20 protein-coding genes are annotated in these 23,733 nt (G+C 58.4%); 7 read left to right on the top strand and 13 right to left on the bottom strand.

Annotated elements, in window-relative coordinates; translation table 11 throughout:
* Positions 1 to 10 precede the first annotated feature (10 nt).
* The 3 genes from holA (at position 11) to EAH78_RS22655 (ending at position 2,857) form a co-directional block, all read left to right on the top strand.
* Positions 11 to 1,048 (top strand): DNA polymerase III subunit delta, encoded by a 1,038-nt coding sequence (gene holA, locus EAH78_RS22645; protein WP_140669511.1) that lies wholly within the window; start codon positions 11 to 13, stop codon positions 1,046 to 1,048.
* A gap of 260 nt (positions 1,049 to 1,308) precedes the next feature.
* Entirely contained in the window at positions 1,309 to 1,473 is a 165-nt protein-coding gene (arfA, locus tag EAH78_RS22650; RefSeq protein WP_003176285.1) for an alternative ribosome rescue factor ArfA, read from the top strand.
* 61 nt (positions 1,474 to 1,534) lie between these two features.
* Positions 1,535 to 2,857, top strand: a complete 1,323-nt coding sequence (locus EAH78_RS22655) for a lytic murein transglycosylase (RefSeq protein WP_140669512.1) — start codon at positions 1,535 to 1,537, stop codon at positions 2,855 to 2,857.
* Positions 2,858 to 2,986: 129 nt separating this feature from the next.
* Here the strand turns inward: EAH78_RS22655 and EAH78_RS22660 are convergent, their stop codons facing one another.
* The 13 genes from EAH78_RS22660 to EAH78_RS22720 all read right to left on the bottom strand — a co-directional run bounded on the left by EAH78_RS22660 (position 2,987) and on the right by EAH78_RS22720 (position 15,575).
* Positions 2,987 to 3,937: a S66 peptidase family protein gene (locus EAH78_RS22660; protein WP_140669513.1), complete on the bottom strand. Its 951-nt coding sequence runs from the start codon at positions 3,935 to 3,937 to the stop codon at positions 2,987 to 2,989.
* A 174-nt stretch (positions 3,938 to 4,111) separates the two neighbouring features.
* On the bottom strand, positions 4,112 to 5,137 hold the full coding sequence (lipA, locus tag EAH78_RS22665) for a lipoyl synthase (RefSeq protein WP_140669514.1): 1,026 nt from the start codon (positions 5,135 to 5,137) through the stop codon (positions 4,112 to 4,114).
* 1 nt (position 5,138) lies between these two features.
* Positions 5,139 to 5,786 (bottom strand): lipoyl(octanoyl) transferase LipB, encoded by a 648-nt coding sequence (gene lipB, locus EAH78_RS22670; RefSeq protein WP_140669515.1) that lies wholly within the window; start codon positions 5,784 to 5,786, stop codon positions 5,139 to 5,141.
* Entirely contained in the window at positions 5,786 to 6,061 is a 276-nt protein-coding gene (locus EAH78_RS22675; RefSeq protein WP_077045559.1) for a DUF493 domain-containing protein, read from the bottom strand. Before EAH78_RS22675 ends, lipB begins: the two co-directional genes overlap by 1 nt.
* An 87-nt stretch (positions 6,062 to 6,148) precedes the next feature.
* Positions 6,149 to 7,306: a D-alanyl-D-alanine carboxypeptidase family protein gene (locus EAH78_RS22680; protein WP_027924295.1), complete on the bottom strand. Its 1,158-nt coding sequence runs from the start codon at positions 7,304 to 7,306 to the stop codon at positions 6,149 to 6,151.
* A gap of 181 nt (positions 7,307 to 7,487) precedes the next feature.
* The gene (locus EAH78_RS22685; RefSeq protein ID WP_140669516.1) at positions 7,488 to 8,501 is read right to left on the bottom strand and encodes a septal ring lytic transglycosylase RlpA family protein; all 1,014 of its coding nucleotides are present in this window, start codon (positions 8,499 to 8,501) and stop codon (positions 7,488 to 7,490) included.
* Entirely contained in the window at positions 8,501 to 9,511 is a 1,011-nt protein-coding gene (gene mltB, locus EAH78_RS22690; RefSeq protein ID WP_140669517.1) for a lytic murein transglycosylase B, read from the bottom strand. Before mltB ends, EAH78_RS22685 begins: the two co-directional genes overlap by 1 nt.
* Positions 9,512 to 9,528: 17 nt before the next feature.
* The gene (gene rodA, locus EAH78_RS22695) at positions 9,529 to 10,632 is read right to left on the bottom strand and encodes a rod shape-determining protein RodA (protein ID WP_170219154.1); all 1,104 of its coding nucleotides are present in this window, start codon (positions 10,630 to 10,632) and stop codon (positions 9,529 to 9,531) included.
* A 31-nt stretch (positions 10,633 to 10,663) separates the two neighbouring features.
* Positions 10,664 to 12,559, bottom strand: coding sequence for a penicillin-binding protein 2 (mrdA, locus tag EAH78_RS22700; protein WP_140669519.1), 1,896 nt, complete (start codon positions 12,557 to 12,559; stop codon positions 10,664 to 10,666).
* 10 nt (positions 12,560 to 12,569) lie between these two features.
* Complete coding sequence (gene rlmH / locus EAH78_RS22705; RefSeq protein WP_007937439.1) at positions 12,570 to 13,037, bottom strand: 23S rRNA (pseudouridine(1915)-N(3))-methyltransferase RlmH; 468 nt, start codon at positions 13,035 to 13,037, stop codon at positions 12,570 to 12,572.
* A 9-nt stretch (positions 13,038 to 13,046) separates the two neighbouring features.
* Positions 13,047 to 13,541, bottom strand: a complete 495-nt coding sequence (gene rsfS / locus EAH78_RS22710; protein ID WP_133837580.1) for a ribosome silencing factor — start codon at positions 13,539 to 13,541, stop codon at positions 13,047 to 13,049.
* Between the two features lie 71 nt (positions 13,542 to 13,612).
* Positions 13,613 to 14,302 carry a nicotinate-nucleotide adenylyltransferase gene (gene nadD / locus EAH78_RS22715; RefSeq protein WP_275671738.1) on the bottom strand — a complete coding sequence of 230 codons (690 nt, stop codon included), beginning with the start codon at positions 14,300 to 14,302 and terminating at the stop codon, positions 13,613 to 13,615.
* 1 nt (position 14,303) lies between these two features.
* Positions 14,304 to 15,575: a glutamate-5-semialdehyde dehydrogenase gene (locus EAH78_RS22720; protein WP_140669521.1), complete on the bottom strand. Its 1,272-nt coding sequence runs from the start codon at positions 15,573 to 15,575 to the stop codon at positions 14,304 to 14,306.
* A gap of 177 nt (positions 15,576 to 15,752) precedes the next feature.
* Here EAH78_RS22720 and EAH78_RS22725 point away from each other — a divergent pair, with 177 nt between their 5' ends.
* The 4 genes from EAH78_RS22725 (at position 15,753) to EAH78_RS22740 (ending at position 23,485) form a co-directional block, all read left to right on the top strand.
* A complete protein-coding gene (locus EAH78_RS22725) occupies positions 15,753 to 16,451 on the top strand; it encodes a DNA-3-methyladenine glycosylase (RefSeq protein ID WP_140669522.1) in 699 nt (232 codons plus the stop codon).
* A gap of 92 nt (positions 16,452 to 16,543) precedes the next feature.
* Positions 16,544 to 17,860, top strand: a complete 1,317-nt coding sequence (locus EAH78_RS22730; protein WP_140669523.1) for a bifunctional DedA family/phosphatase PAP2 family protein — start codon at positions 16,544 to 16,546, stop codon at positions 17,858 to 17,860.
* A 266-nt stretch (positions 17,861 to 18,126) separates the two neighbouring features.
* On the top strand, positions 18,127 to 21,588 hold the full coding sequence (locus EAH78_RS22735; protein ID WP_240051923.1) for a calcium-binding protein: 3,462 nt from the start codon (positions 18,127 to 18,129) through the stop codon (positions 21,586 to 21,588).
* A gap of 73 nt (positions 21,589 to 21,661) precedes the next feature.
* A complete protein-coding gene (locus EAH78_RS22740) occupies positions 21,662 to 23,485 on the top strand; it encodes a hypothetical protein (protein WP_140669524.1) in 1,824 nt (607 codons plus the stop codon).
* Positions 23,486 to 23,733 lie beyond the last annotated feature (248 nt).

Genomic DNA, 23,733 nt, shown 5'->3' on the forward strand with positions numbered 1-23,733 from the left:
GCCCTCTCTTATGAAACTTGCCCCCGCCCAACTCGGTAAACACCTGCAAGGTGTCCTCGCGCCCGTCTACATCATCAGCGGCGATGACCCATTGTTGTGCCAGGAGGCGGCCGATGCCATTCGTACCGCCGCTCGCCAACAAGGCTTCGATGAACGTCAGGTCTTCGCCGCCGATGCCAGTTTCGACTGGGGCACGTTGTTGCAGGCGGGTGCGAGCATGTCGTTGTTCGCCGAAAAGCGCTTGCTGGAACTGCGACTGCCCTCCGGCAAACCCGGTGACAAGGGTGCCGCGGCCTTCATCGAATACTGCTCGCGCCCGGCTGAAGACACGATATTGCTGATCAGCCTGCCCAAGCTCGATGGCAGTGCGCAGAAGACCAAGTGGGGCAAGGCGCTGGTCGAAGGTCAGTACACGCAGTTCGTGCAAATCTGGCCGGTGGATGCCAACCAGCTGCCAAGCTGGATTCGCCAGCGTCTGTCCCAAGCCGGGTTGTCAGCCAGCCAGGACGCTGTCGAACTGATTGCCGCCCGCGTCGAGGGCAACCTGCTCGCCGCCGCACAGGAAATCGAAAAGCTTAAATTGATGGCCGAAGGTGGGCAGATCACCGTCGAAACCGTTCAGGCCGCCGTGGCCGACAGTGCACGTTTCGACGTATTCGGCCTGACCGACGCCATCCTTAATGGCGAAGCGGCCCACGCGCTGCGCATGCTCGAAGGGCTGCGTGGCGAGGGTGTCGAACCGCCGGTGATTCTCTGGGCGCTGGCCCGGGAACTGCGTCTGCTGGCCAACCTGTCGCTGCAATACAGCCAGGGCGTGCCACTGGACAAAGCCTTCAGCTCGGCCCGACCGCCAGTCTGGGACAAACGCAAACCCCTGATGAGCAAGGCGCTGCAACGTTACTCGGCGCAACGCTGGGCGCAGTTGTTGCTGGAAGCACAGCGCATTGACGCGCAAATCAAGGGTCAGGCGGCGGGCTCGCCGTGGATGAGTCTCAGTCGATTGTCCTTGCTGATGGCCGGTCAACGCCTGTCCTTACCCGCCGAATAACCCGCAGTCTCTGTGGCGAGGGAGCTTGCTCCCGCTGGGTCGCGAAGCGTCCCCAAAACCAGTCACACAACTTGTTCAGGTAGACCGCATTCAACGGATCTGCGGCTGCTGCGCACCCGAGCGGGAGCAAGCTCCCTCGCCACAAGATAGCGTTCAGCCGGGACAATCGCGAAAGGTCCTACACAATGTGGGGACTAGACAGAACCCCAACTTCGGCCGATGATTTGCCCCGCAAAACCCACTTACTCGCGAGAATCATCATGAGCAAAAAGCCATCGAAGCATGGCCCGAACAAGGCCAAGTCCATCATCGCCCAGCCACTGTTCCGCAGCCGTCAGGAACGAGCCGGCAAGGGCAAAGGCAGCTACCGCCGCGAAGCCTTCCAGTCTAATAGCTGGGAGGCTTCTTACTTTCTGGCTGCGTAAAGCAGAACCCCCCTTCTACATGTTAAGGTCTGTACCTGATTCGTATCCTCTGGACCTGTGCATGCCCCTTAGTCTTTCCCGTCGTTGGCCCGTTCGCCAACTGATCGCTGCCTCCAGCCTCATTTTGCTTGTCGCCTGCGCGGAAAAACCGACCGCCGCCGACGCCCAGCCGCTGCAAACCCTTCCCGTCGCGACAGCCCCTGCGGTCATTCCGCCCGTGGTGCCGGCCGGAGAAAACCTCGACATCCAGCCCACCCAGACGTTCGCCGAGTGGCAAGCGGGTTTCCGCAAAGACGCGCTGGCCGCCGGTATCCGCGCCGATCTGTTCGACCGCGCCTTTGCCGATGTCAGCTTCGACCCGAGCGTGATCCGGGCCGACCGCAGCCAACCGGAATTTTCCCGTCCGGTATGGGAATACCTCGACGGCGCCCTTTCTCCGCTGCGAGTACGTAAAGGCCAAGCGCTGCTCAGCGAAAACGCGGCCCTCCTGCAAAGCATCGAACAGCGTTATGGCGTCGACCGCCAGGCACTGGTGTCGGTGTGGGGCATGGAGAGTAACTTCGGTCAGTTCCAGGGCAGCAAGTCGGTCATCAACTCGCTGGCGACCCTGGCTTACGAAGGCCGGCGCCCGGGCTTTGCCCACGATCAACTGATCGCCGCCCTGCAAATCCTGCAACAGGGCGACATCACGCCCGAGAAGATGCTCGGCTCCTGGGCCGGCGCCATGGGCCAGACCCAATTCATCCCGACGACTTACAACACCCACGCTGTCGACTTCGATGGCGACGGTCGCCGTGACATCTGGAACAGCTCCGCCGACGCCTTGGCCTCAACCGCGCACTACCTGCAAAGCTCCGGCTGGCAGAAAGGCCAGCCGTGGGGATTTGAAGTGCAACTGCCGGGCAGTTTCAACTACGTCCTGGCCGATGGCACGATTCGCAAAAGTGTCGCCGAGTGGATGCAACTCGGGGTTTCGCTGCCCGCTGGCGCTCGGGTTCCAGCAGGCTCGGAACACCTCTCCGCCGCCCTGCTGCTGCCGGCCGGTTATCGCGGTCCGGCATTCCTGGTGCTCGACAACTTCCGCGCGATTCTCAAGTACAACAACTCGTCGTCCTATGCGTTGGCGGTCAGTCTGTTGTCAGAACGTTTCAATGGTGCGGGGCTGATCAGCGGCACCTGGCCCAAAGATGATTTGCCGTTGAGCCGCACCGAGCGCATGGAACTGCAAAGCCTGCTGAGTGCCCAGAACTACGACGCGGGCACACCGGATGGCATTATCGGCGCCAACACGCGTAAGGCGATTCGCAGCGCACAGCAGTCGTTTGGCTGGCCGGCGGATGGGTATCCGACGCACAAATTGCTGGAAGGACTGCGTAGCCGCTAGATAGCCGTATGGCTGATGCCGCCTTCGCGAGCAAGCCCGCTCCCACATTCGACCGTATTTCCATGGAAGAACTCGATCGAATGTGGGAGCGGGCTTGCTCGCGAATGGTGACTATCAGGCAACGAAACTCTAGCGCCTGACCACCACATCCTGCTCCAACACCAACTCCTTCTTCCCCGCATCCAATCGAACCAAAGCCCCCATCGGCAATGTCAGGTTCGGATCACAATGCCCGCTGCGCCACCCGGCCAGCACCGGAATCCGCAACGGCTCGAACGTCTGCTTGAGCAACCGCTCCAGCGCAACCGCATCAACCCCCGCCACATCCCCTACCAGAACCCCGCGCAGCTTGCCCAGCGCGCCAGCAAGCCGCAGATGGGTCAGGAGCCGGTCTATGCGATACAGCGGCTCGTTGACGTCCTCGATCAACAGGATCACGCCCTCGGCTTCCAATTCGTAGGGCGTGCCCATGGTCGCCGCAATCATCGACAGGTTGCCGCCGAGCAAACGCCCGTGAGCGATGCCAGGCTCGATCGTGGTCAGCGGCCAGGCCACCGGGTGCGAAATAACGCTACCGGCCTTCACCTGGCCTCTGAGCATGTTGAAAAACGACGACTCGGTAGGCTTCTGTTTGTCGCCCAGCAAATCGGCATTGAGCAGCGGACCATGGAAGGTCACGAAACCGGCATAACGACTGATCGCCAGGTGCAACGCCGTGATGTCGCTGTAGCCGATGAACGGTTTAGCGTTGTTTTGCAGCAGTTCAAAATCGATACGGTCGAGCAACCGGGGCGTGCCGTAACCACCGCGCAGGCAAATGATGGCATCCACTTCGGTGTCAGCGAACGCCGCGTGCAGATCATTGAGTCGCACCTCGTCACTGCCGGCCAGATAACCCTCCGTCTCATACACCCCGGGAAACACCCGCAACGCATAGCCGCGGGCGCGCATCCAGGCGATGGCTTTGTCAGTGTCCAGCCCGGCAGGGCCGGCGGGTGCAATCACGCCGATCAACCCTTCCGACGGCAAGGCCGGAACAGGTGTATGCGGATACAGCGTGTGGGTCGGTCGAACGGTCATCCATGAATCTCCCTGCGCGAAATCTTCAGCACACAGTAGTCAGGAACGGGGACAAACAGAAGAGGGTCAGTCGCCCGCAGATTGCAGGAAAACACACTGGCTGGCGTAGGCCAGGCAAAAAAACGCCCGCAAAGGCTGAAAAGCCATGCGGGCGCCTTTTAAGTCATCGCCAGATTACAGGGACGATATCAGCTCGGCTTTAACCAGCTTCGCTTGCTCGTCGGCGTGGTACGAGGAACGTACCAGCGGGCCCGACGCGACGTTCTTGAAGCCCATCTTGTAACCTTCCTCGGCGAACCAGGCGAAGACGTCCGGGTGCACAAAACGCTGCACCGGCAAGTGGCTGCGGGACGGTTGCAGGTACTGGCCCAGGGTCAGCATGTCGATGTCGTGTTCGCGCATGCGCTTCATGACTTCGATGACTTCTTCGTCGGTTTCGCCCAGGCCCAGCATCAGGCCGGACTTGGTTGGAATGTGCGGCATCATCTGCTTGAAGCGTTGCAGCAGGGTCAGCGACCACTGGTAATCCGAACCCGGACGGGCAGCCTTGTACAGGCGCGGTACTGTTTCCAGGTTGTGGTTAAACACATCTGGCGGCTCGGCGGCGGTGATTTCCAGCGCCACGTCCATGCGGCCACGGTAATCCGGGACCAGGGTTTCGAGCTGCACGTTCGGCGACAGCTTGCGGATCTCGCGGATGCAGTCGGCAAAGTGCTGGGCACCGCCGTCACGCAGGTCGTCGCGGTCAACCGAGGTGATCACCACGTACTTGAGTTTCAGGTCAGCGATGGCGATGGCCAGGCTTTGCGGCTCGTTGACGTCCAGTGGTTTCGGACGACCATGGCCGACGTCGCAGAACGGGCAGCGACGGGTGCAGATGTCGCCCATGATCATGAACGTCGCGGTGCCGCCGGAGAAGCACTCGCCCAGGTTCGGGCAGGACGCTTCTTCGCACACGCTGTGCAGCTTGTGTTTGCGCAGCAGGGCCTTGATGCGGTCGACTTCCGGGGAAACCGGGATGCGCACGCGAATCCAGTCGGGTTTCTTCGGCAGTTCGGTGGTCGGAATGATCTTCACCGGGATACGTGCAACCTTCTCGGCGCCGCGCAGCTTGACGCCGGCTTCAACCTTGGCACGCGGGGCCGGACGCTCAGTGACATCGAGCGTCGGGATCATGGTTTGCACTGCATCAGTAGTCATATCAGTCGATTCCGCCCATTAGGGTCGTCTGCTCAGCATAGTCGAGGTGTTTGACGAGCTGCGCGCGCAGCCGGGCACTTACCTCGGCAAATTCAATCGGTCCTGCGTGATCGCTTAGCTGGGTCATCGCCAGCCCGGCGTAGCCGCAGGGATTAATCCGTCGAAACGGTTCCAGGTTCATGTCCACGTTCAGGGCCAGGCCATGAAAGGAACAACCGTGGCGGATCCGCAAACCCAGAGACGCGATTTTCGCCCCGTCGACGTAGACACCCGGTGCGTCCGGCTTGGCGGCGGCAGTGACGCCGTAACTCGCCAACAGTTCGATCAGGCACAGTTCCATGCGGGTGACCAGGTCACGCACACCAAACCCGAGTTTGCGTACGTCCAGAAGCAGATAAGCCACCAGTTGGCCGGGCCCGTGATAAGTCACCTGCCCGCCCCGGTCGACCTGCACCACCGGAATTTCCCCCGGGAGCAACAGGTGCTCGGCCTTGCCGGCCTGCCCCTGGGTGAACACCGGCGGGTGCTCGACCAGCCAGATCTCGTCGGCGGCATCAGTGCCGCGTTCGTTGGTGAAGCGTTGCATGGCATGCCAGACCGGCTCGTAAGCCATCTGGCCGAGCTCACGAAAGCCCAGCGTGCCAGACATCACAACACCATGTGCACGAAGCCGGTAGCCCGCAGTTCGCTGTTGATGTTGTACAGCTGGTCCTGGTCAGTGGCGACGATGTGCAATTGAATCGTGGTGTATTTGCCGTTGCTGCTTTGACGTTCGTCTACACGCTCATCATTGATTTTTGCGTGCTTCCTGACGATGTCGATGATCTTGTCCTTATTCCCCACGCCGGTGTCGCTGATCACCTTAACCGGGTAATCATTGGCAGGGAATTCGATCTTTGGCGCCTTTACTTCGGTATCGGTCATGGCGTAACGGCCTCGTAAGCGTAAGCCGTGGCGACGGGCATGACCCCGCGCCGGATCAGCGCGGAGTCATGCAGGTGCACACTGTATTCAGTTGAAGATGCTGTAGAAGAATAGACGGATGCTATCCCACATGCGGCGGAAGATACCACCTTCCTCGACAGCGTCCAGAGCGATCAGATCGGCGCTGTGCACCACTTTGTCGTCCAGTTTCACTTCGACTTTACCGATCACGTCGCCCTTGGCGATAGGCGCAACCAGTTGCGGGTTCATGGTCATGCTGGCCGCGAGCTTTTTCAGTTGGCCTTTTGGCAGGGTCATGGTCAGGTCTTCAGCCAGGCCGGCCTTGACTTGATTGGTCGCGCCTTTCCAGACAGGGGCCTGAGCCAGCTCGGCGCCTTTCTGATAGAAGGTCTGGGTTTCGAAGAAACGGAAACCGTAAGTCAGCAGCTTCTGGGTTTCGGCGGCGCGAGCCACTTCGCTGTTGGTGCCGAACACCACGGCGATCAGGCGCATGCCATCACGGACAGCCGAAGACACCATGCAGTAGCCGGCTTCGTCGGTATGACCGGTTTTCAGACCGTCGACAGTCTTGTCGCGCCACAGCAGCAGGTTGCGGTTAGGTTGCTTGATGCCATTCCAGAAGAACTCTTTCTGCGAGTAGATCGCGTAGTGAGCCGGGTCTTCGTGGATGATCGCGCGAGCCAGCACGGCCATGTCGTGAGCCGACGAGTAGTGCTCAGGGTTTGGCAGACCGGTCGGGTTCATGAAGTGGGTGTTGGTCATGCCCAGGTCGGCCACGGTTTTGTTCATCACGTCGGCGAAAGCGTCTTCGCTGCCGGCGATGTGCTCGGAGAGCGCAACACTGGCGTCGTTACCCGACTGAATGATGATGCCGTGCAGCAGGTCGCTGACCGTAACCTGCGAGCCTACCTTGATGAACATCCGCGAACCGCCGGTACGCCACGCGTTTTCACTGACGGTTACCGGGTCGTTTTCGCCGATCTGGCCACGACGGATTTCCAGGGTCGCAATGTACGCGGTCATCAGCTTGGTCAGGCTGGCCGGCGGCAGACGCTGATCACCATTGTTCTCGACCAGCACGTTGCCGCTGCTGGCATCCATGAGCACATAGGCCTTGGCGGCCAGTTGTGGCGGTGATGGCATCACCTCGACCGCGAACGCTGCGGGCGAGAGGAGCAGCGGGACTAACAGGAACAGGCGTTTGGCAAAGGTGGTGATGTTCATCCGTCTCTCGAAATCGCTAATGGAAACTGCCCGGGGGCAAAACTAATCAGATGGCCTTCTGACGGGCCATCGCGTGTTCAGTCGTTCACTCTGTAACCCTTGCCGGGCTTTTGTTCTTCATGAGCCAACAACCAGGTCCGCCCCCCAAACCGCAAGCGAACCGTCAATCAAGTACTACGTATTACTCGGCGGTGACCAGGCTCGGCGAACCGAGATTGGCCATGCGCACGCTGTTCTGCACTTGCTGGATTTCACCCGGAGAACCGATCGGCCCCAGGCGCACCCGATGCAGTGTCTGTTGGTTGCGCACTATCGAGCTGATGAACACCGGAGCGCTCACCATCCCGCTGAGCTTCGATCTCAGGAGTTCTGCAGCGTCCGGGTTGGCGAACGCGCCCACCTGCAGATACTGGCCAGAGGCTGGTACAGAAGCGTTTTTTTTTGCATCAAGCTGAACAGGCACTACGGCCGCGGCGTGTTGCTGCGGCGGCGGCGTCCATTGCTCGACGGTGCCGGCCGAGGCCGTAATCACCGGGGCGCTATTTTGCGCGACTTGCGGCTCGTTGAGCATCAAAGGCGCCGGACGGCCTTTTTGTGCCCACCACTGTTGCGGGTCGATCCCCTCGACCTTGACCCGCGCCGTGCCGATTTCGGCGTAACCGAGCTTTTTGGCGGCGGCATAGGACAAGTCGATGATGCGGTCCGAATAGAACGGCCCACGGTCGTTGACCCGCAGGATCACGCTCTTGTTGTTGTCCAGGTTGGTCACCCGAACGTAACTTGGCAGTGGCAATGTCTTGTGTGCGGCACTCATGCCGTACAGGTCATACACCTCGCCATTGGCGGTGTTCTGGCCGTGAAACTTGGTGCCATACCAGGACGCCGTACCCGAGGCGACGTAGGTCTTGGATTCTTGCAACGGGAAATAGGTCTTGCCCAGCACCGTGTACGGGTTGGCCTTGTAAGGACCGCTGTGCAGGGTCGGCGTGGCATCCGGGATGCGCGATACGTCGACATCCCACCACGGCGCGCCATCTTTGTGGGCGCGGTTGATGTCCAGCCCCGGCGTCGAGCGCACGGCAGTGGACGAAGATTTCTGAGCCGGCGCGCGACTGGTCGAGCAACTGGCAAGCAGCACCGCCAACGCGGCGAAAGCCATGAGCTTCAGGGGTTTATTCATAGGCAATGCCCGCATTACTTGACGCCCCGTGCTTGGACCAGCTGTTCAGACAGTTGATGTACGGCCATGGCGTACATCACGCTGCGGTTATAACGCGTGATCGCGTAGAAATTCTTCAGGCCCATCCAGTACTCGGGGCCATTGTCACCTTCCAGGCGGAAAGCCGTGACCGGCATATCATCGCGCAGCGCATCATGACTTGACCACCCCAGCGCCCGCAACTCCCCGACGGTTTTAACCGGCTCGATGCCCGTGGTCAAACCTTCGTCCACCTGCTCGCCCCGAACATCGGCACGGCTGACCACCGGCTCGCCGGCCACCCAGCCGTGACGCTTGAAGTAACTGGCGACGCTGCCAATGGCATCGTCCGGGTTGTTCCAGATATTGATGTGGCCGTCGCCGTCGAAGTCCACGGCATAGGCGCGAAAACTGCTCGGCATGAACTGCGGCAAGCCCATGGCACCGGCGTAGGAGCCCTTGAGGGTCAACGGATCGACCTGCTCTTCCCGGGCCAGCAACAAGAACTCACGCAATTCCTTGCGGAAAAACTCGGCACGGGGAGGATAGTCGAAACCCAAGGTCGACAACGCATCGATCACCCGGTAATTGCCGGTATTGCGGCCGAAAAAGGTTTCAACACCGATGATCGAGACAATCACCTGCGCCGGTACGCCGTATTCCTGCTCGGCACGCGCCAGCACCGCTTCGTGCTGACGCCAGAAGTCCACACCACGGGCAATGCGCGCGTCGGTGATAAACATCGGCCGGTATTCGTTCCACTGCTTGACCCGTTCGGCGGGTTTCGAGATAGCGTCCAGAATCGACTGCTTGCGCTCGGCTTCGCGGAACACGCCCATCAGCTGTTCACCGGCGAAACCGTAGTCGCGGGTCATTTCACCGACGAATTCGGCCACCTGGGGTGAGCCTTCGTAATCGCCGGCCAGCGCGTCCTGCGCTGTGCCAAGGATGCTTACCAGGCCGACCCATGGCGCGTATCGAGTCGCCCAGCCACGCATTACTTGCATTGAAATCTTCACCTTATTCAAACTTGTGCGATCCACTTACGATGGGTATGGATCGACATCAAAACCCCAAACGCTGACAGCAGCGTTACCAGCGAAGTTCCTCCGTAGCTAATGAACGGCAACGGCACCCCCACCACCGGCAACAGGCCACTGACCATACCGATGTTGACGAAAACGTAAACAAAAAACGTCATGGTCAGGCTGCCCGCGAGCAATTTGCCGAACAATGTCTGGGCCTGAGCGGTAATCACCAGCCCTCGACCGATCAACAGCAGGTAGATCAGCAGCAACGCGCAAATGCCCACCAGGCCGAACTCTTCGCCCATCACCGCAATAATGAAGTCGGTGTGGCTTTCCGGCAGGAAGTCCAGGTGCGACTGGGTGCCCAGCAGCCAGCCCTTACCGAATACACCACCGGAACCGATGGCAGCTTTCGACTGAATAATGTTCCAGCCAGTCCCCAGCGGATCGCTCTCCGGGTCGAGGAAGGTCAGGATTCGCTGTTTCTGGTAGTCGTGCATGATGAAGAACCACATCGCCACGGCCACCGGCACGGCGGCGGCGATCACGCTGATGATCCAGCGCCACTTCAAGCCCCCCATAAACAGCACAAACGCACCGCCAGCCAGAATCAGCAGCGATGTCCCCAGGTCCGGCTGACGCACGATCAGGATGAACGGCAAGCCGATCAGGAACAGACTGACCGCGACGTGCTTGAGCTGTGGCGGCAGGGTGCGCTTGGACAGGTACCAGGCGATGGTCGCCGGCATCAGAATCTTCATGAACTCCGAGGGCTGGAAGCGGATCACCCCAGGGATGTTGATCCAGCGCGTCGCGCCCATGGCGTTGTGGCCCATGACGTCTACCACCACCAGCAACAGCACACCGAGCACATAACCGACCGGCACCCAGCGCGCCATGAATCGCGGTTCGAATTGCGCGATGACGACCATCGATACCAGGCCGATGCCGAACGACGTGGCTTGCTTGGCCAGCAGGTCCCAGCTTTTGCCACTAGCCGAATACAGCACGAACAGGCTGCCGGCCGCGAGGGTCAGCAGCAGAATCAACAATGGGCCATCGATGTGCAGGCGCTGCAGCAGCGTGGCACGGCGACGCATCACATCCTCACTGGAGAGCATGCGATCAAAATTATTCATCACGGGCTGTAGCCTCTGCGCTGATAGGGCTGGCGTACTCGGCTTTAAGGCGTCCGTCCTGATCCAGGAGCCAGGCGTCCATGACTTGACGCACCACTGGCGCGGCGACCCCGGAACCGGACTCGCCGTTCTCGACCATCACCGACACCACGATTTGCGGGTTGTCCGCCGGCGCAAAGCCGACAAACAAGGCGTGGTCGCGGTGACGTTCCTGAACCTTGGAGCGGTCGTACTTCTCACCCTGCTTGATCGCAACGACCTGGGCCGTACCACTTTTACCGGCGATCCGGTATTGCGCACCAATCGATGCCTTGCGCGCCGTACCGCGAGCGCCGTGCATCACCTGCTGCATACCGTGATTGACCTTGGTCCAGTCCGACGGATCGCGCAGGACGATGTCCGGCATCGGGTTTTCATCTTTCGGCTTCTCGCCTTCGACGGTCCTGGCCAGGTGCGGACGGTTCCACACACCTTTGTTGGCTACCAGCGCCGTGGCCTGGGCCAGTTGCAGCGGCGTGGACTGCATGTAGCCCTGGCCGATCCCCAGAATCAGGGTTTCACCCGGGAACCAGGCCTGGCGACGGGTCGCACGCTTCCATTCGCGGGACGGCATCAGGCCCGGCGATTCTTCGAACATGTCCAGCGAGACCTTCTGGCCAATGCCGAACTTGCCCAGATAGGACGACAACCGATCGATCCCCAGCTTGTGGGCCAGGTCATAGAAATAGGTGTCGTTGGATCGCATGATCGCCGTGTCCAGATCCACATAGCCGTCACCGGTACGGTTCCAGTTACGGTATTTGTGATCGTAGTTGGGCAGCATGTAGTAACCGGGATCGAAGACTCGGGTCGAGGCCGTGACCACGCCGGAATCCAGACCGGCAATCGCCACCGCCGGCTTGATGGTCGAACCCGGCGGGTACAGACCGCGCAGCACGCGGTTGAACAGCGGCCGATCAATGGAGTCGCGCAGCTCGGAATAGGCCTTGAAGCTGATACCGGTGACGAACAGGTTGGGATCGAAACTCGGCTGACTGACCATCGCCAACACTTCACCGGTTTTCGGGTCCAGCGCCACCACCGCACCACGGCGACCGCCCAATGCGGTTTCAGCAGCTTCCTGCAATTTGATGTCCAGGCTCAGGACGATGTCCTTGCCGGGAATCGGGTCGGTACGCTTTAGCACGCGCAGTACGCGGCCACGGGCGTTGGTCTCGACTTCCTCGTAACCGACCTGACCGTGCAACTCCGGCTCGTAGAAGCGCTCGATGCCGGTTTTGCCAATTTGATGGGTGCCGCTGTAACTCACCGGGTCCAGAGACTTGAGCTCTTTCTCGTTGATCCGTCCCATATAACCCACCGAGTGCGCAAAGTGCGCACCCTGCGGATAGTGACGAACCAGCTGCGCGACCACTTCCACACCCGGCAGACGGAACTGGTTCACCGCGATACGGGCAATCTGTTCTTCGGTCAATTCGAACATGATCGGGACCGGCTCGAACGGCCGACGCCCCTGGCGCATGCGCTTCTCGAAAATCACCCGATCCTCGGGCGTCAGCTCCAGCACCTGGACAATCACATCGAGCACTTGCTGCCAATCACCAGAGCGCTCGCGGGTCATGCTCAAGCTGAAGCTGGGCCGGTTGTCGGCAATGACCACACCGTTGCGATCGTAAATCAACCCACGGGGCGGCGGAATCGGCTGCACATGCACCCGATTGTTTTCCGACAGCGTCGAGTGGTACTCGTACTGGATGACCTGAAGGAAATACAGGCGCGCGATCAGCACACAAATCAGCGTCACGACCGCAATGGCACCGAACACGACACGGCCACGCACCAGACGGGCGTCTTTTTCGTGGTCCTTGATACGGATCGGCTGAGACATGAGGGCAGAACTACTTGTGGTAAGGGTGGCCGGACAAGACTGTCCAGGCACGATACAGCTGTTCGCCGATCAGAATACGCACCAGCGGGTGCGGCAACGTCAACGGCGACAATGACCAGCGCTGATCGGCTCGGGCACAGACTTCCGGCGCCAGCCCTTCGGGGCCGCCGACCATGAAATTCACCGTACGCGAGTCCAGGCGCCAGCGATCGAGCTCGACCGCCAGCTGTTCAGTGCTCCAGGGCTTGCCATGGACTTCGAGGGTGACAACACGCTCATTCGGCCCGACCTTGGCCAGCATGGCTTCGCCTTCCTGACGGATGAAGCGCGCCACGTCGGCGTTCTTGCCACGGGTGTTGAGCGGTATTTCCACCAGTTCCAGCGCCAGCTCGGACGGAAGACGCTTGGCATATTCATGCCAGCCTTCTTCCACCCACTTGGGCATCCGTGAACCGACGGCGATCAGTCGCAGTCGCACAGCGGGCCCTTATAGCTGGTCTTTGTTGAGCTTGATGAAATGCTCGTGGGTGTTTTCCGGGCTGTGGTGAGCCGCGTTCAGCGCACGGCTCTGTTCAGCGCCGGACCACAGACGTTCCAGGTCGTAGAACTGACGAGCCGAAGCCGTCATCATGTGTACGATCACATCGTCCATATCCAGCAGGACCCAGTCGCTGTCGCCCTTGCCTTCTTCACCCAACGGCTTGACGCCCAGGGCTTTGACGGCTTCGCGAACCTTGTCCAGCATCGCGCCGATCTGGCGGTTGGAGGTACCGGTCGCGATGATCATGTAGTCAGTGATGCTCTGCTTCTCGCGAACGTCGATGACCTGAATATCCTGACCCTTCACGTCTTCCAGGGCAGCTACGGCAACCTTGACCAGCTCATCACCTTTCAGTGGCTCGGTGGTGAGAACCGGCTCAGGCAGCGGGGCGCTTTTGAACGTGCCTTTGCGCTTTACTTTAGTTACGTCTTTGTTCGTCATATAAAACTCGTTTTGCTCGTATGTTCGGGGGCTTCGATACACGTGATCACGTGCTTGAAGCGCGCCTCTTTTCAGTTCGACGCACGGTAAAGTCCGTGCGCATCGATGTAGGCCAGGACCGCGTCGGGCACCAGGAAACGTACCGACTTACCGCTGGCCAGCAGTTGACGGATCTGGGTGGCGGATACCGCGAGCGGTGTCTGCCAGACGAATGCAATCTGTCCGCTCGGCCCTTGAAGGGCCAGCGGGTCGCTCACCGAGCGCGCTGCCAGCAGGTTGCGCAAGGCATCCGGCGGTTCGCTGTCGGCATCCGGGCGTTGCAGCACCAGGATGTGGCAATGCTGGAGCAACTCTTCCCAGCGGTGCCAAGTGGGCAGGCCGCAAAATGCGTCCCAGCCCAAAAGTAGAAAAACCTGGGTCTGGGCGGCCAGTTCGGCACGCATCAGTTCCAGGGTATCGATAGTGTAGGACGGTTTGTCCCGCTGCAATTCGCGGGCATCCACCACTAACGGTGCCACACCGGCCACCGCGCACTCGACCATCGCCAGACGGTCTTTTGCCGACACCTGCGGCGTACCGCGATGCGGCGGCCTGGCACTGGGTGTCAGGCGCAATTCATCGAGCGCCAGCGATTCGGCGACTTCCAGCGCACCACGCAGATGGCCGATGTGCACCGGGTCGAACGTGCCGCCCAGCATGCCGATGCGCCGAGGTTTAGGCTCGTCTGCGGTGGCTGGGGCTGTCGGATCGAGGTCGCCCAAGTCAGACCGACGCCTGGCCGCGCAACTGGCCATCACCGACCACGATGTACTTCTCGCAGGTCAGACCTTCGAGACCCACCGGGCCGCGGGCGTGCAGCTTATCAGTAGAAATGCCAATCTCGGCACCCAATCCGTATTCGAAGCCATCGGCGAAGCACGTCGGGGTGTTGATCATCACCGAGGATGAATCGACTTGTGCGACGAAACGCCGCGTGTCGGCGAGGTTTTCGCTGACGATCGAGTCGGTGTGATGGGAGCCGTGCTTATTGATATGTTCGATGGCCTGGTCCAGCCCGTCGACCACACGGATCGACAGGATCGGCGCCAGGTATTCGGTGGTCCAGTCTTCTTCAGTAGCCGCTACCGCATCGATGATTGCCCGCGTGCGTGCGCAACCCCGCAGCTCAACGCCTTTTTCGCGGAACTGGGCAGCCATCGACGGCAGGAAATCCTTGGCAACGGATTGATCCACCAACAGCGTTTCCATCGCGCCGCAGATACCATAACGGTACGTCTTGGCGTTGAACGCGATGCGCTGGGCTTTCGCCAGATCGGCATGTTCACTCACGTAAACGTGGCAGATGCCGTCCAGGTGTTTGATCACCGGAACGCGGGCGTCACGACTGACACGTTCGATCAAGCCACGGCCACCACGGGGCACGATGACGTCGACGTATTCCGGCATGGTGATCAGCGCGCCAACGGCGGCACGGTCGGTGGTTTCGACCACTTGCACCACGGCGGCCGGCAGTTCGGCTTCGGCCAGACCGCGCTGGATGCAGGCGGCAATGGCACGATTGGAATGAATAGCTTCGGAACCGCCACGCAGGATCGTCGCGTTACCGGACTTCAGGCACAGGCTGGCGGCATCGATGGTCACGTTCGGCCGGGATTCGTAGATGATCCCGATTACGCCCAACGGCACGCGCATTTTGCCAACCTGAATACCCGACGGGCGGAAGCTCATGTCGCGAATCGCGCCGACCGGGTCCGGCAATGCGGCCACCTGGCGCAGGCCGACGATCATGCCGTCGATGCGTTCCGGGGTCAGCGCCAGACGTTCCAGCAAGGCAGGTTCAAGACCATTGGCACGACCTGCGGCCAAATCCAGTTCGTTGGCAACCGTCAGCTCGGCGCGTGCAGCGTCCAGCGCATTGGCAGCGGCCTGCAAGGCGCGGTTTTTCTGCGCGGTGCTGGCACAGCCGATGACGCGAGAGGCTTCGCGGGCAGCGCGTCCCAGGCGGGTCATGTAGTCAAGAACGGACTCAGTCATTGTCTGCTGTGGTCTTGGTAAAGAGGAAAGCGGCAGATTATAGCTGTCGCGTCTCCCGACTAACAGCGGTGACGGGCGGATGGTCGAAATCGAGGGCAATTTGCCGACGTTCAGCCGTGATTAAGCTGCAGATTGTTATCATCACCGCTCAATCAGCCCTGATAAACGCCGTTCATCATGTCCAACCTGACTGTTCGAGCGTCCGCTGCGAGCCTGCCCACGGGGCTCCCGGATGCGTTTTTCAACCGCGACGCCCAAACCCTGGCCCGGGAATTACTCGGCAAAGTCATCCGTCACCGGGTCGGCGACCTGTGGCTCAGCGCCCGGATTATCGAAACCGAAGCCTATTACTTCGAAGAAAAAGGCAGCCACGCCTCCCTCGGCTACACAGAAAAGCGTAAGGCTTTGTTTCTGGATGGCGGCCACATCTATATGTATTACGCCCGCGGCGGCGACTCCCTGAACTTCAGCGCTCAAGGTCCGGGCAATGCGGTATTGATCAAATCCGCCTATCCGTGGGTCGATGAATTGAGCGGGCCGGCGAGCCTGGCGCAGATGTTATTGAACAATCCCGACGCCCAAGGTCGCCCTCGCCCTTCGCAAAAGCTGTGCGCCGGGCAGACATTGCTGTGCAAGGCGCTGGGCTTGAAAGTACCGGTGTGGGATGCCAAGCGTTTCGACCATGAGGTGTTGCTGGTTGAGGACGTCGGTCCGGCGCCTGCTCATATCATCCAGACCACACGCCTGGGCATCCCCCATGGGCGCGATGAACACTTGATGTATCGCTTCGTCGATGCCGCTTATGCGCCGTATTGCACGCGGAACCCGCTGCGACGGGGGCAGGTCGAAGGACGCGATTATATTTTGCTGCCTTGATGATGGATATTTCCCCCACAGGTTTTCTGTGGTGTCTGGAAGATTGCACTCGTCCCCCATGGGACCAATGAACATTCGATGGAGTTGTTTTTATGGGCCCATGGCTCGATAGCGTGACCGGTTGGTTGACGGTTAACCCGCAATGGCTGGCGGCGGCGGTGTTCATCGTGGCCTTTGTGGAATGCCTGGCGATTGCCGGGTTGATCGTGCCCGGCACGGTGTTGCTGTTTGCCGTGGCGGTACTGGCCGGCAGCGGTGCATTGTCGTTGAGCGAAACGCTGCTGCTGGGATTCATCGCCGGTGTACTGGGCGATGTCGTGTCCTACTTCATCGGTCGACATTTCCACCAGAACATCCGGCGCCTGCCCGGCTTGCGCCATCATCCGGAATGGATTGCCGGGGCCGAGGCGTATTTCCAGCGTTATGGTATTGCCAGCCTGTTGGTCGGGCGTTTCATCGGACCACTGCGCCCGATGCTGCCGATGGTCGCCGGGATGTTCGACATGCCCTTCCCGCGATTTTTTGCCGTCAGTCTATTGGCTGCCGCAGGCTGGAGTGTGGCGTACCTGCTGCCCGGCTGGGCCACGGGCGCGGCGATTCGTTTGCCGTTGCCGGAAGGTTTCTGGCCCGAGGCGGGTGTCTTCGCTGGCGCCATTGCAGCCATGGTCGGTCTGAGTATCACCAGCAGCATGCGCCGCCATCGCAAGGCGACGATGTTGATTGCCGGGATGAGCTTGCTGATTCTGCTGGGACTGTTTATCGGTTATCCGCACCTGACCGCGCTCGATCAGGGCGTCATGACTCTGGTACAGGAACACCGCAGCCCGATGCTTGATGAAGTGGCCGTGCTCTTCACGCTGATCGGCGAGTTCCGCAATATGCTGGTGTTCAGTGCCTTGCTGACCGGTTTGCTCCTGCTCACCCGGCAATGGCGCCAGGCTATCTTCGCCGGCGGCACCCTGCTCTTCACCGCTCTTGGCAATACGTTCACCAAGCAGTTTTTCGCCCGCGTGCGCCCGGAAATACTTAGCGACCCGCTCACCAGCTACAGCATGCCTAGCGGTCACGCCTCGGGGTCATTCGCCTTGTTCCTGACCCTCGCCGTGCTGGCCGGTCGCGGCCAACCGTCGCGCATGCGCCTGACGTGGTTGCTGCTCGGCTGCTTGCCGGCGCTGGCGATTTCCCTTTCCCGGGTGTATCTGGGCGCGCATTGGCCGACGGATGTGCTGGCCGGGGCGATGCTGGCGGCGTGCGTGTGCGCGGCGAGCCTGTGGCTGAGCCAGCGCCAGACACCGCTGAACCCGATGCCACCCAAGGTTTGGTGGCTGGTATTGCCTCCCATGGTGGCACTGTTCGGGTTCTTTGCGTTGCGACATTTGCCGGCTGCCATGTTGCGGTATGCCTACTGAGTGCAACTACAAAAACCCGGGCGCAACGCTCGGGTTTTATTGGACGCGACCAGTATTGAAACGCCCATATCCTATCGCATTCACCGCTATCTAATGGATCATCTACCGTTATCGGTATTTTCTTAAACAGCACCTCGCACAACTATCAAAAACAACAAACATCCAGCAAAACAAATACTATCGAAATAGACATAACACCATGCAATATTCATTGCCACTCACGGAGCACTCATCAATCAAAAACAAATCACGAAAGATAAAAAATCATGCCCCTACCCGTCACGCTGACAAATAGAAACAACGCGGTAAACATCACAGATATATTAACGCCCCTCTCCACTCCCCCCCTGGTTGAATCCGGTCATACTACGCAAACTTCAGCCAACAAATCCCCCGTACTAAAACCCAACCTTCAAGATCTCGACGCATTATTTGGTTTTCTGCACATCGGAGAGCTTTCAGTCAGTCGCGTAGAACTTCATGCGATGGGCGCCATGATTAACGGTGAATTTATCACCAGCACCAACACTTACTTTGCACTACCTGATCAGGCTTTCATCGATTCACTGGAGTTTGATCCTGCCAAAGTCGAACACCGTATCAAAACGGTGGAAGGACACCAGAGCCACATTCCCGCCATTCTGCTTTTCGAAATCGCCACACAACGCTCAACCACGGCAGCTCCCTTGTTAAAAGAGTCAGACACCTCGACAGGCCCCGTCCAGAAAATCGGTAGCTTGTTGAAATCGACCCAGCGCCTGGACATCCACAAAAATCCATTGCCCGATCAATTGCCTGCCTGGATCGACAGGACCAAGAGTTATGGCATGAGCTCCATGGGCGTCGGTCTTCAGGCATACGGACTCTACAGCGCGATTGTCGGCACAGCGGAAGCGATCAAAAAAGGCCATTGGGACGAAGCGGCAATCAATATCGGCGGCGGCACAGCAGAAATCGGCTCGTTGATTATTGAACGCGGCCTGGCGAAAACCGGCGAGGCCATGATTCGCAGTGGAGCAAAAACTTTTGAACATTTCAGCAGAACAACCGTTGGACAGGTACTGAGCAAAGGAGCCGGCCTGATGGCCAGCGTCCTGACGCTGCCCTTCGATCTCTACACTGCCATCAAATCTTTCAACGATGCGGCCGATGCCAAGGGAAAAGAAGCGCAGGACCATTACTTCAATGCCGCCCTCAGCCTGACCAGTGCAGGTCTTTCCACAATACTGGGGTGCGCCGCGCTACTCGGCTTCAAAGCCGCCGGCCCCGTGGGCATCGCCGCTGCTGCAATATTGATTGTCGGCGCCAGAATTTATGGTGCCGCGCGGACGGTTGACGACATCGACGATTACATCGAGTTGAGCATGCATGAACGCTGGCGGTCGGGTTGGTTTGCCTTTACCGGTCAGAATCAGGACCAAGAGGTTCTGGACCGATTTGCCGTCGCCAAAACCTACAGCGATTATGCCAAGGCGCTCGATAGCACCGGCACCGAATGGCTCAAAAATGAACTGAAGGACAGTGTCGAAGCGGTGGTGAACGGGCGATTTGAAGTTCATTTAAAATCCACCCGGCACCATAAGTTTCAATGGGATGAAGCCAACGGTGAATCCTCCTTTGTAACGGTCAACGTCCCCGTGATCAAAGAGACCGATGACGTCTACGACGCCACCGACGGCCTTCCGACAGGCATTCCTAATGCCCTTGTCGGCGAAACGGGTCCTTCCAAAGGCGTCCTCTGGCAGTTGGGCGGCGGTAACGACAGCATCATTGGCGTTCGAAGCAAACCGAACTACTTCAACTATTCCTTCGGTATTAAAACGCTGAACGGAGGCGACAAGAACGATTCTTTCCTTTTCCAGTCCGCCGCTCAAAGCCTAAAGAAAGCGCCGTCAACCGGGCAGGTCAATACATTACGAGGCGGAGCCGGCACAGACACGTTATCGCTTCAGGGTAAGCATGTTCCGGTTCGCCATGGGCCGGATGACACGGTATATGTTGGGTACGACATCAATCTGAAGAGTGGAAAGCTCGGGTTACGCTCACCCGATAACGCCACCGCTCCAGTCCTGCACTCAAACATCCACTCTATCGAAAAGGTCGAAACCCTGGCCGGCGCGCATAACCTTGTTACGGGTTCCGACGAGGCTGACTACATCATTGCGAACGGCCACGACCGCATCAATGCTGGCGCGGGCAACGATCAGATCGTCGTTCGAGGCAACGACTGCAGCGTCAATGGCGGTAGCGGTGCGGATACCTACTACCTCAATGGCATGACGCATACGGTATCCATTGCAGAGGATGGCGAAGATCTTAGTGTCATTCATCTTGGTGTAACGCTTGAGTTTGTGCAGGACTGGCGTATCCGCGATAACGCTTTGGTCATTTCATCCCTGCAAAACGCGGAGTCTTTCCAGCCGGAAAGACAGCTGGTCATTAGTGACGTGTATGAAACGCTGACGGACAAACGCTCATTACGAAACCCCAACCTTTTATTTGTCACCGAGGATGGGTACCAACTAAAGGTCGATCTCCCCGCCCAGATAAACGGTCTGACCGAACAGAGTGTCAACGTCATTGTGGTGGTGATGGGAACACCAAAAACACCGCCCTTCATTGTCAACAGCCGTGTTCAACGAGTGCCCGGCGCCAGCCTTTCATCCTATTTTGTGGCCCGTGAGACTTACACAACCGTCTTCTTTGTTGACAAGCCAGGAAGCCATACGCCTAGCGTTTTATACATAGACTTTGACAGTGACGAAATCACAGCGGTCGACGCCATTTACACAGTGACCTCTACGCCTCGAAACAGCGTTAGCTACCTGAGTTACTCAAATACGCAGTTCCAGATTTCGTTCAAGAACGGTAGCGCTCTTCTTATTCACGGCAGTGTCGAAGAGCATTCTGGAAAAAAAACCGACAGGGGCGCTGGCATCATGTCCTCGGGCTGGAGGACCTGCCACCCGTTCACCCTGGTCATGCGTAACGGTAAATCCTACTGGCTGGACTTCCCAAAAAACGCCTACCTCGATGACAACAAACATCCCGGGTACCGAGTCATCGACAGCACCGGCTCATTGCGTGAAAAACCGGGAAAATACGTGTTCGCCAAACCTGCTTTCGATAGACGTCTTTTGAAAGCGGTTGCGCAGCGTGTCGAATTCGATTCCGTGGCCCACAGCTCCGTTTATTCGCTGGAAGGGCAAGCCTCATCCTATGACCTCTACCCGACAGACAATACATCCCTGCGGCTGTCGACTCCCGGTGCCGCGGCCAAAACCTCCAGCGGCTCGACCTGGAACATTTACACACTTCGCCTTGCAGAGAACATCACTCGGGAAGGGATAAACATTAATAACAACTTCCTGAAAATTGGAAGTGTCCATATTCAACTGCCAAATACCGAAGCGTCTGACATACCGCTGGAAACGATCAACGTTATTGTTTCTACAGGGAGTCGCTATCGCATCGACCCCTTGTTCGAAGTTTCAGTCCTGCACGCCATTAATGCAAAAAGCTACCCAAGCATTGCCGCTGTTGTAGCGGATATCATTAAACACAAACGAAATGACGGTTTGGTCGCCGAACTGATCAGCATCGAAAACCTTCGAACGAATGACGCCACGCAAGGAAAAATTTATTACGACACAGAAATTGACAACTGGACTATCGACACGGATTGGTCGCGCAGCTTCAGAATCGAAAACCTGGAGATTGTGGAATAACCTGGCCCCGTCTTAAACCTTCATTCCACGCTTATTCAATTCCCCCAAAGTATTAACATTGAGGAGCGCCAACATGCGTCCAAAACCGCCACATCGATTAAAACCAGACGGAGTCAACTTATCACCTGACTCGCTGGAGCCACCCAGATTGCCCGGAAACGAAGCGCCCACGAGGCAACATTCAAACATCGTCAACCCACATGATTTTCATCTTCAAGGTCGGCAGCCACTCCTGCCAGATGAAAGAAATATCAGCGCAGCAACCAGTGTCGAAGGCGTATCAGCGTCCGAGTCGGGGGTCGAGATCTCGGATACTCCAGGGTTGGGCTCCGGTGAACTGGCAGCCCAGTACGGCCTGGAGACTTACTTGCTGCCACCTGCCCTGCTAAGCGGCATGCAACCACCCGATGGCCAGGGGTTGCGGTGGATGAAAGGGCGCAAGTTTGTAGATATCGAAAATGAGGGAACCGCGTATGTGGAATTCGACATCGGAACCGGAACCTACCGTGCGACTGATCTCTACCGGAAGCTCCCTTCCGGTCCCGCCCTGTACAAAAATGAGGGAGCACTGACCTGGCGTCAAAAAGAAACGATCACCGAAGGCAGTCCTGATCAATCTGCAGTGCATCAACGTCCGGTTGTCGAGGCGCAACCCGGACACAGCAGGAGTCGCTCAGACTCCCTGGAGCAAGAATCACTAGCCTCCCAACCCGGTACAAAAAAAACAGAGTCTGGCGTGACCGTTCAGTCGAACACACCTGATACCGTCGACTCTATTGATGCGGGAAGGCTGTTAATCGATGGGCCATTGAAAAGGCTATACCCGAGCAAGACGAGCAGCGAACGCTACGAGTTACTTGAATCGTACAACTTAAGCAGCGGCCAACTGACACGTTTACATCGAGACATGAACGAAACTCGCACTTTTCCTGCGTGGGCGGAAAGTCATAAGCGCTTATCTTCACAAGCGGACAACGCTCAAAGATTCGACCTCATCGCTGCACAGGTTGCTCTGGTTATCCCCCAACTAAGACGTCAACCGCAAGACGATTATTCTCCTCACGACTTATATTGCTCCAGTGAGTTTCTCGAGCATTTTTCCGCGTCGATCGGTTATCAGCGCAACACCCACGGTCTTTTATACCGTACCGATATTCCCGCCATGTTCAGGGGCGATGATCGAACGCCGTTCGAACTGGCAAGGGATCGGCGAATGATCGCGCGCGAAGGGCTTCCCGAAACGGTCACACAACGAGCACAAAGCGCTACCTTTCTGCTGTCGGATGCGAAGGAATATGCAAGCAACCTGGGAGGGCACGCGAAAAACGACAAGCTGCGATACAACGCACAGGCCAATCTATTTCCTGGAGTGCGAAAGCTTCCAAAAGGCAGGAATGATGATGATTCTGACGAGGACTACCGTAACGAGTCGTCGAATTCGGATTCCGACAGCTCATTTACACTTGATAAGTCGCGAGACTATGAACCCATCAGATACAGGCAGCATGTTGGTTTTATCTACATGATCGACACCCGAGGTATTGAGGTGGTGCCGGGACGAGAAAACCTCTATCTCAATAGTGAGGGCTCGGCAAGCTTCCAGCCCGACGCGCTGGAAGGCGTTATCTCTATTTCGAAAAGAGGTTTGAGTTCCGACCGCGTATGGCTGGTCAATTCCGATCTGACACGTGCCGCCCCCGTCAATGCTGTTTACGAACAGGCAGGTAACAACGCTGATGCCATAGAACATGAAACCTGGATCGGTACTTATAACCGGGATCGTTATGATCAGTTGGTCGATCAAGTCGTGGACAAAGGCTGGGGGATCAAACTCCCGGAAAACCAGGCAATCTCTTCCGACGATATTGTTTGGCCGACCGTAGAATCCACTGCGTAAGTCATTTGTTACATAAACCCTATAAAACTTCTTTGCTTAAACGGATTTGAGCACCTCTACCATGCCTGTAAAACCGCCTACAAAATTTCCTGCTACTGACATCTCTACAATCAACGTCAATCCGCCGCGCTTACGGCCAGACGCCCTACTTCCGACACCTGCGATGCCAGGCAGCTCCGTTTTTCATCATGGGCAATCGCCAAGTCCGGCGAGGCCTGAATACGGGGGCGGCGCTCCTGTCGCAATAA

The organism is Pseudomonas arsenicoxydans (assembly GCF_006438915.1).
Classification (GTDB): domain Bacteria; phylum Pseudomonadota; class Gammaproteobacteria; order Pseudomonadales; family Pseudomonadaceae; genus Aquipseudomonas; species Aquipseudomonas arsenicoxydans_A.

Excerpts from the sequence above, each read along its gene's own strand:
- holA (WP_140669511.1), top strand. The coding sequence starts at position 11 with ATGAAACTTGCCCCCGCCCAACTCGGTAAACACCTGCAAGGTGTCCTC.
- arfA (WP_003176285.1), top strand. The coding sequence starts at position 1,309 with ATGAGCAAAAAGCCATCGAAGCATGGCCCGAACAAGGCCAAGTCCATC.
- EAH78_RS22655 (WP_140669512.1), top strand. The coding sequence starts at position 1,535 with ATGCCCCTTAGTCTTTCCCGTCGTTGGCCCGTTCGCCAACTGATCGCT.
- EAH78_RS22660 (WP_140669513.1), bottom strand. The coding sequence starts at position 3,937 with ATGACCGTTCGACCGACCCACACGCTGTATCCGCATACACCTGTTCCG.
- lipA (WP_140669514.1), bottom strand. The coding sequence starts at position 5,137 with ATGACTACTGATGCAGTGCAAACCATGATCCCGACGCTCGATGTCACT.
- lipB (WP_140669515.1), bottom strand. The coding sequence starts at position 5,786 with ATGTCTGGCACGCTGGGCTTTCGTGAGCTCGGCCAGATGGCTTACGAG.
- EAH78_RS22675 (WP_077045559.1), bottom strand. The coding sequence starts at position 6,061 with ATGACCGATACCGAAGTAAAGGCGCCAAAGATCGAATTCCCTGCCAAT.
- EAH78_RS22680 (WP_027924295.1), bottom strand. The coding sequence starts at position 7,306 with ATGAACATCACCACCTTTGCCAAACGCCTGTTCCTGTTAGTCCCGCTG.
- EAH78_RS22685 (WP_140669516.1), bottom strand. The coding sequence starts at position 8,501 with ATGCGGGCATTGCCTATGAATAAACCCCTGAAGCTCATGGCTTTCGCC.
- mltB (WP_140669517.1), bottom strand. The coding sequence starts at position 9,511 with ATGCAAGTAATGCGTGGCTGGGCGACTCGATACGCGCCATGGGTCGGC.
- rodA (WP_170219154.1), bottom strand. The coding sequence starts at position 10,632 with ATGCGTCGCCGTGCCACGCTGCTGCAGCGCCTGCACATCGATGGCCCA.
- mrdA (WP_140669519.1), bottom strand. The coding sequence starts at position 12,559 with ATGTCTCAGCCGATCCGTATCAAGGACCACGAAAAAGACGCCCGTCTG.
- rsfS (WP_133837580.1), bottom strand. The coding sequence starts at position 13,541 with ATGACGAACAAAGACGTAACTAAAGTAAAGCGCAAAGGCACGTTCAAA.
- EAH78_RS22720 (WP_140669521.1), bottom strand. The coding sequence starts at position 15,575 with ATGACTGAGTCCGTTCTTGACTACATGACCCGCCTGGGACGCGCTGCC.
- EAH78_RS22725 (WP_140669522.1), top strand. The coding sequence starts at position 15,753 with ATGTCCAACCTGACTGTTCGAGCGTCCGCTGCGAGCCTGCCCACGGGG.
- EAH78_RS22730 (WP_140669523.1), top strand. The coding sequence starts at position 16,544 with ATGGGCCCATGGCTCGATAGCGTGACCGGTTGGTTGACGGTTAACCCG.
- EAH78_RS22735 (WP_240051923.1), top strand. The coding sequence starts at position 18,127 with ATGCCCCTACCCGTCACGCTGACAAATAGAAACAACGCGGTAAACATC.
- EAH78_RS22740 (WP_140669524.1), top strand. The coding sequence starts at position 21,662 with ATGCGTCCAAAACCGCCACATCGATTAAAACCAGACGGAGTCAACTTA.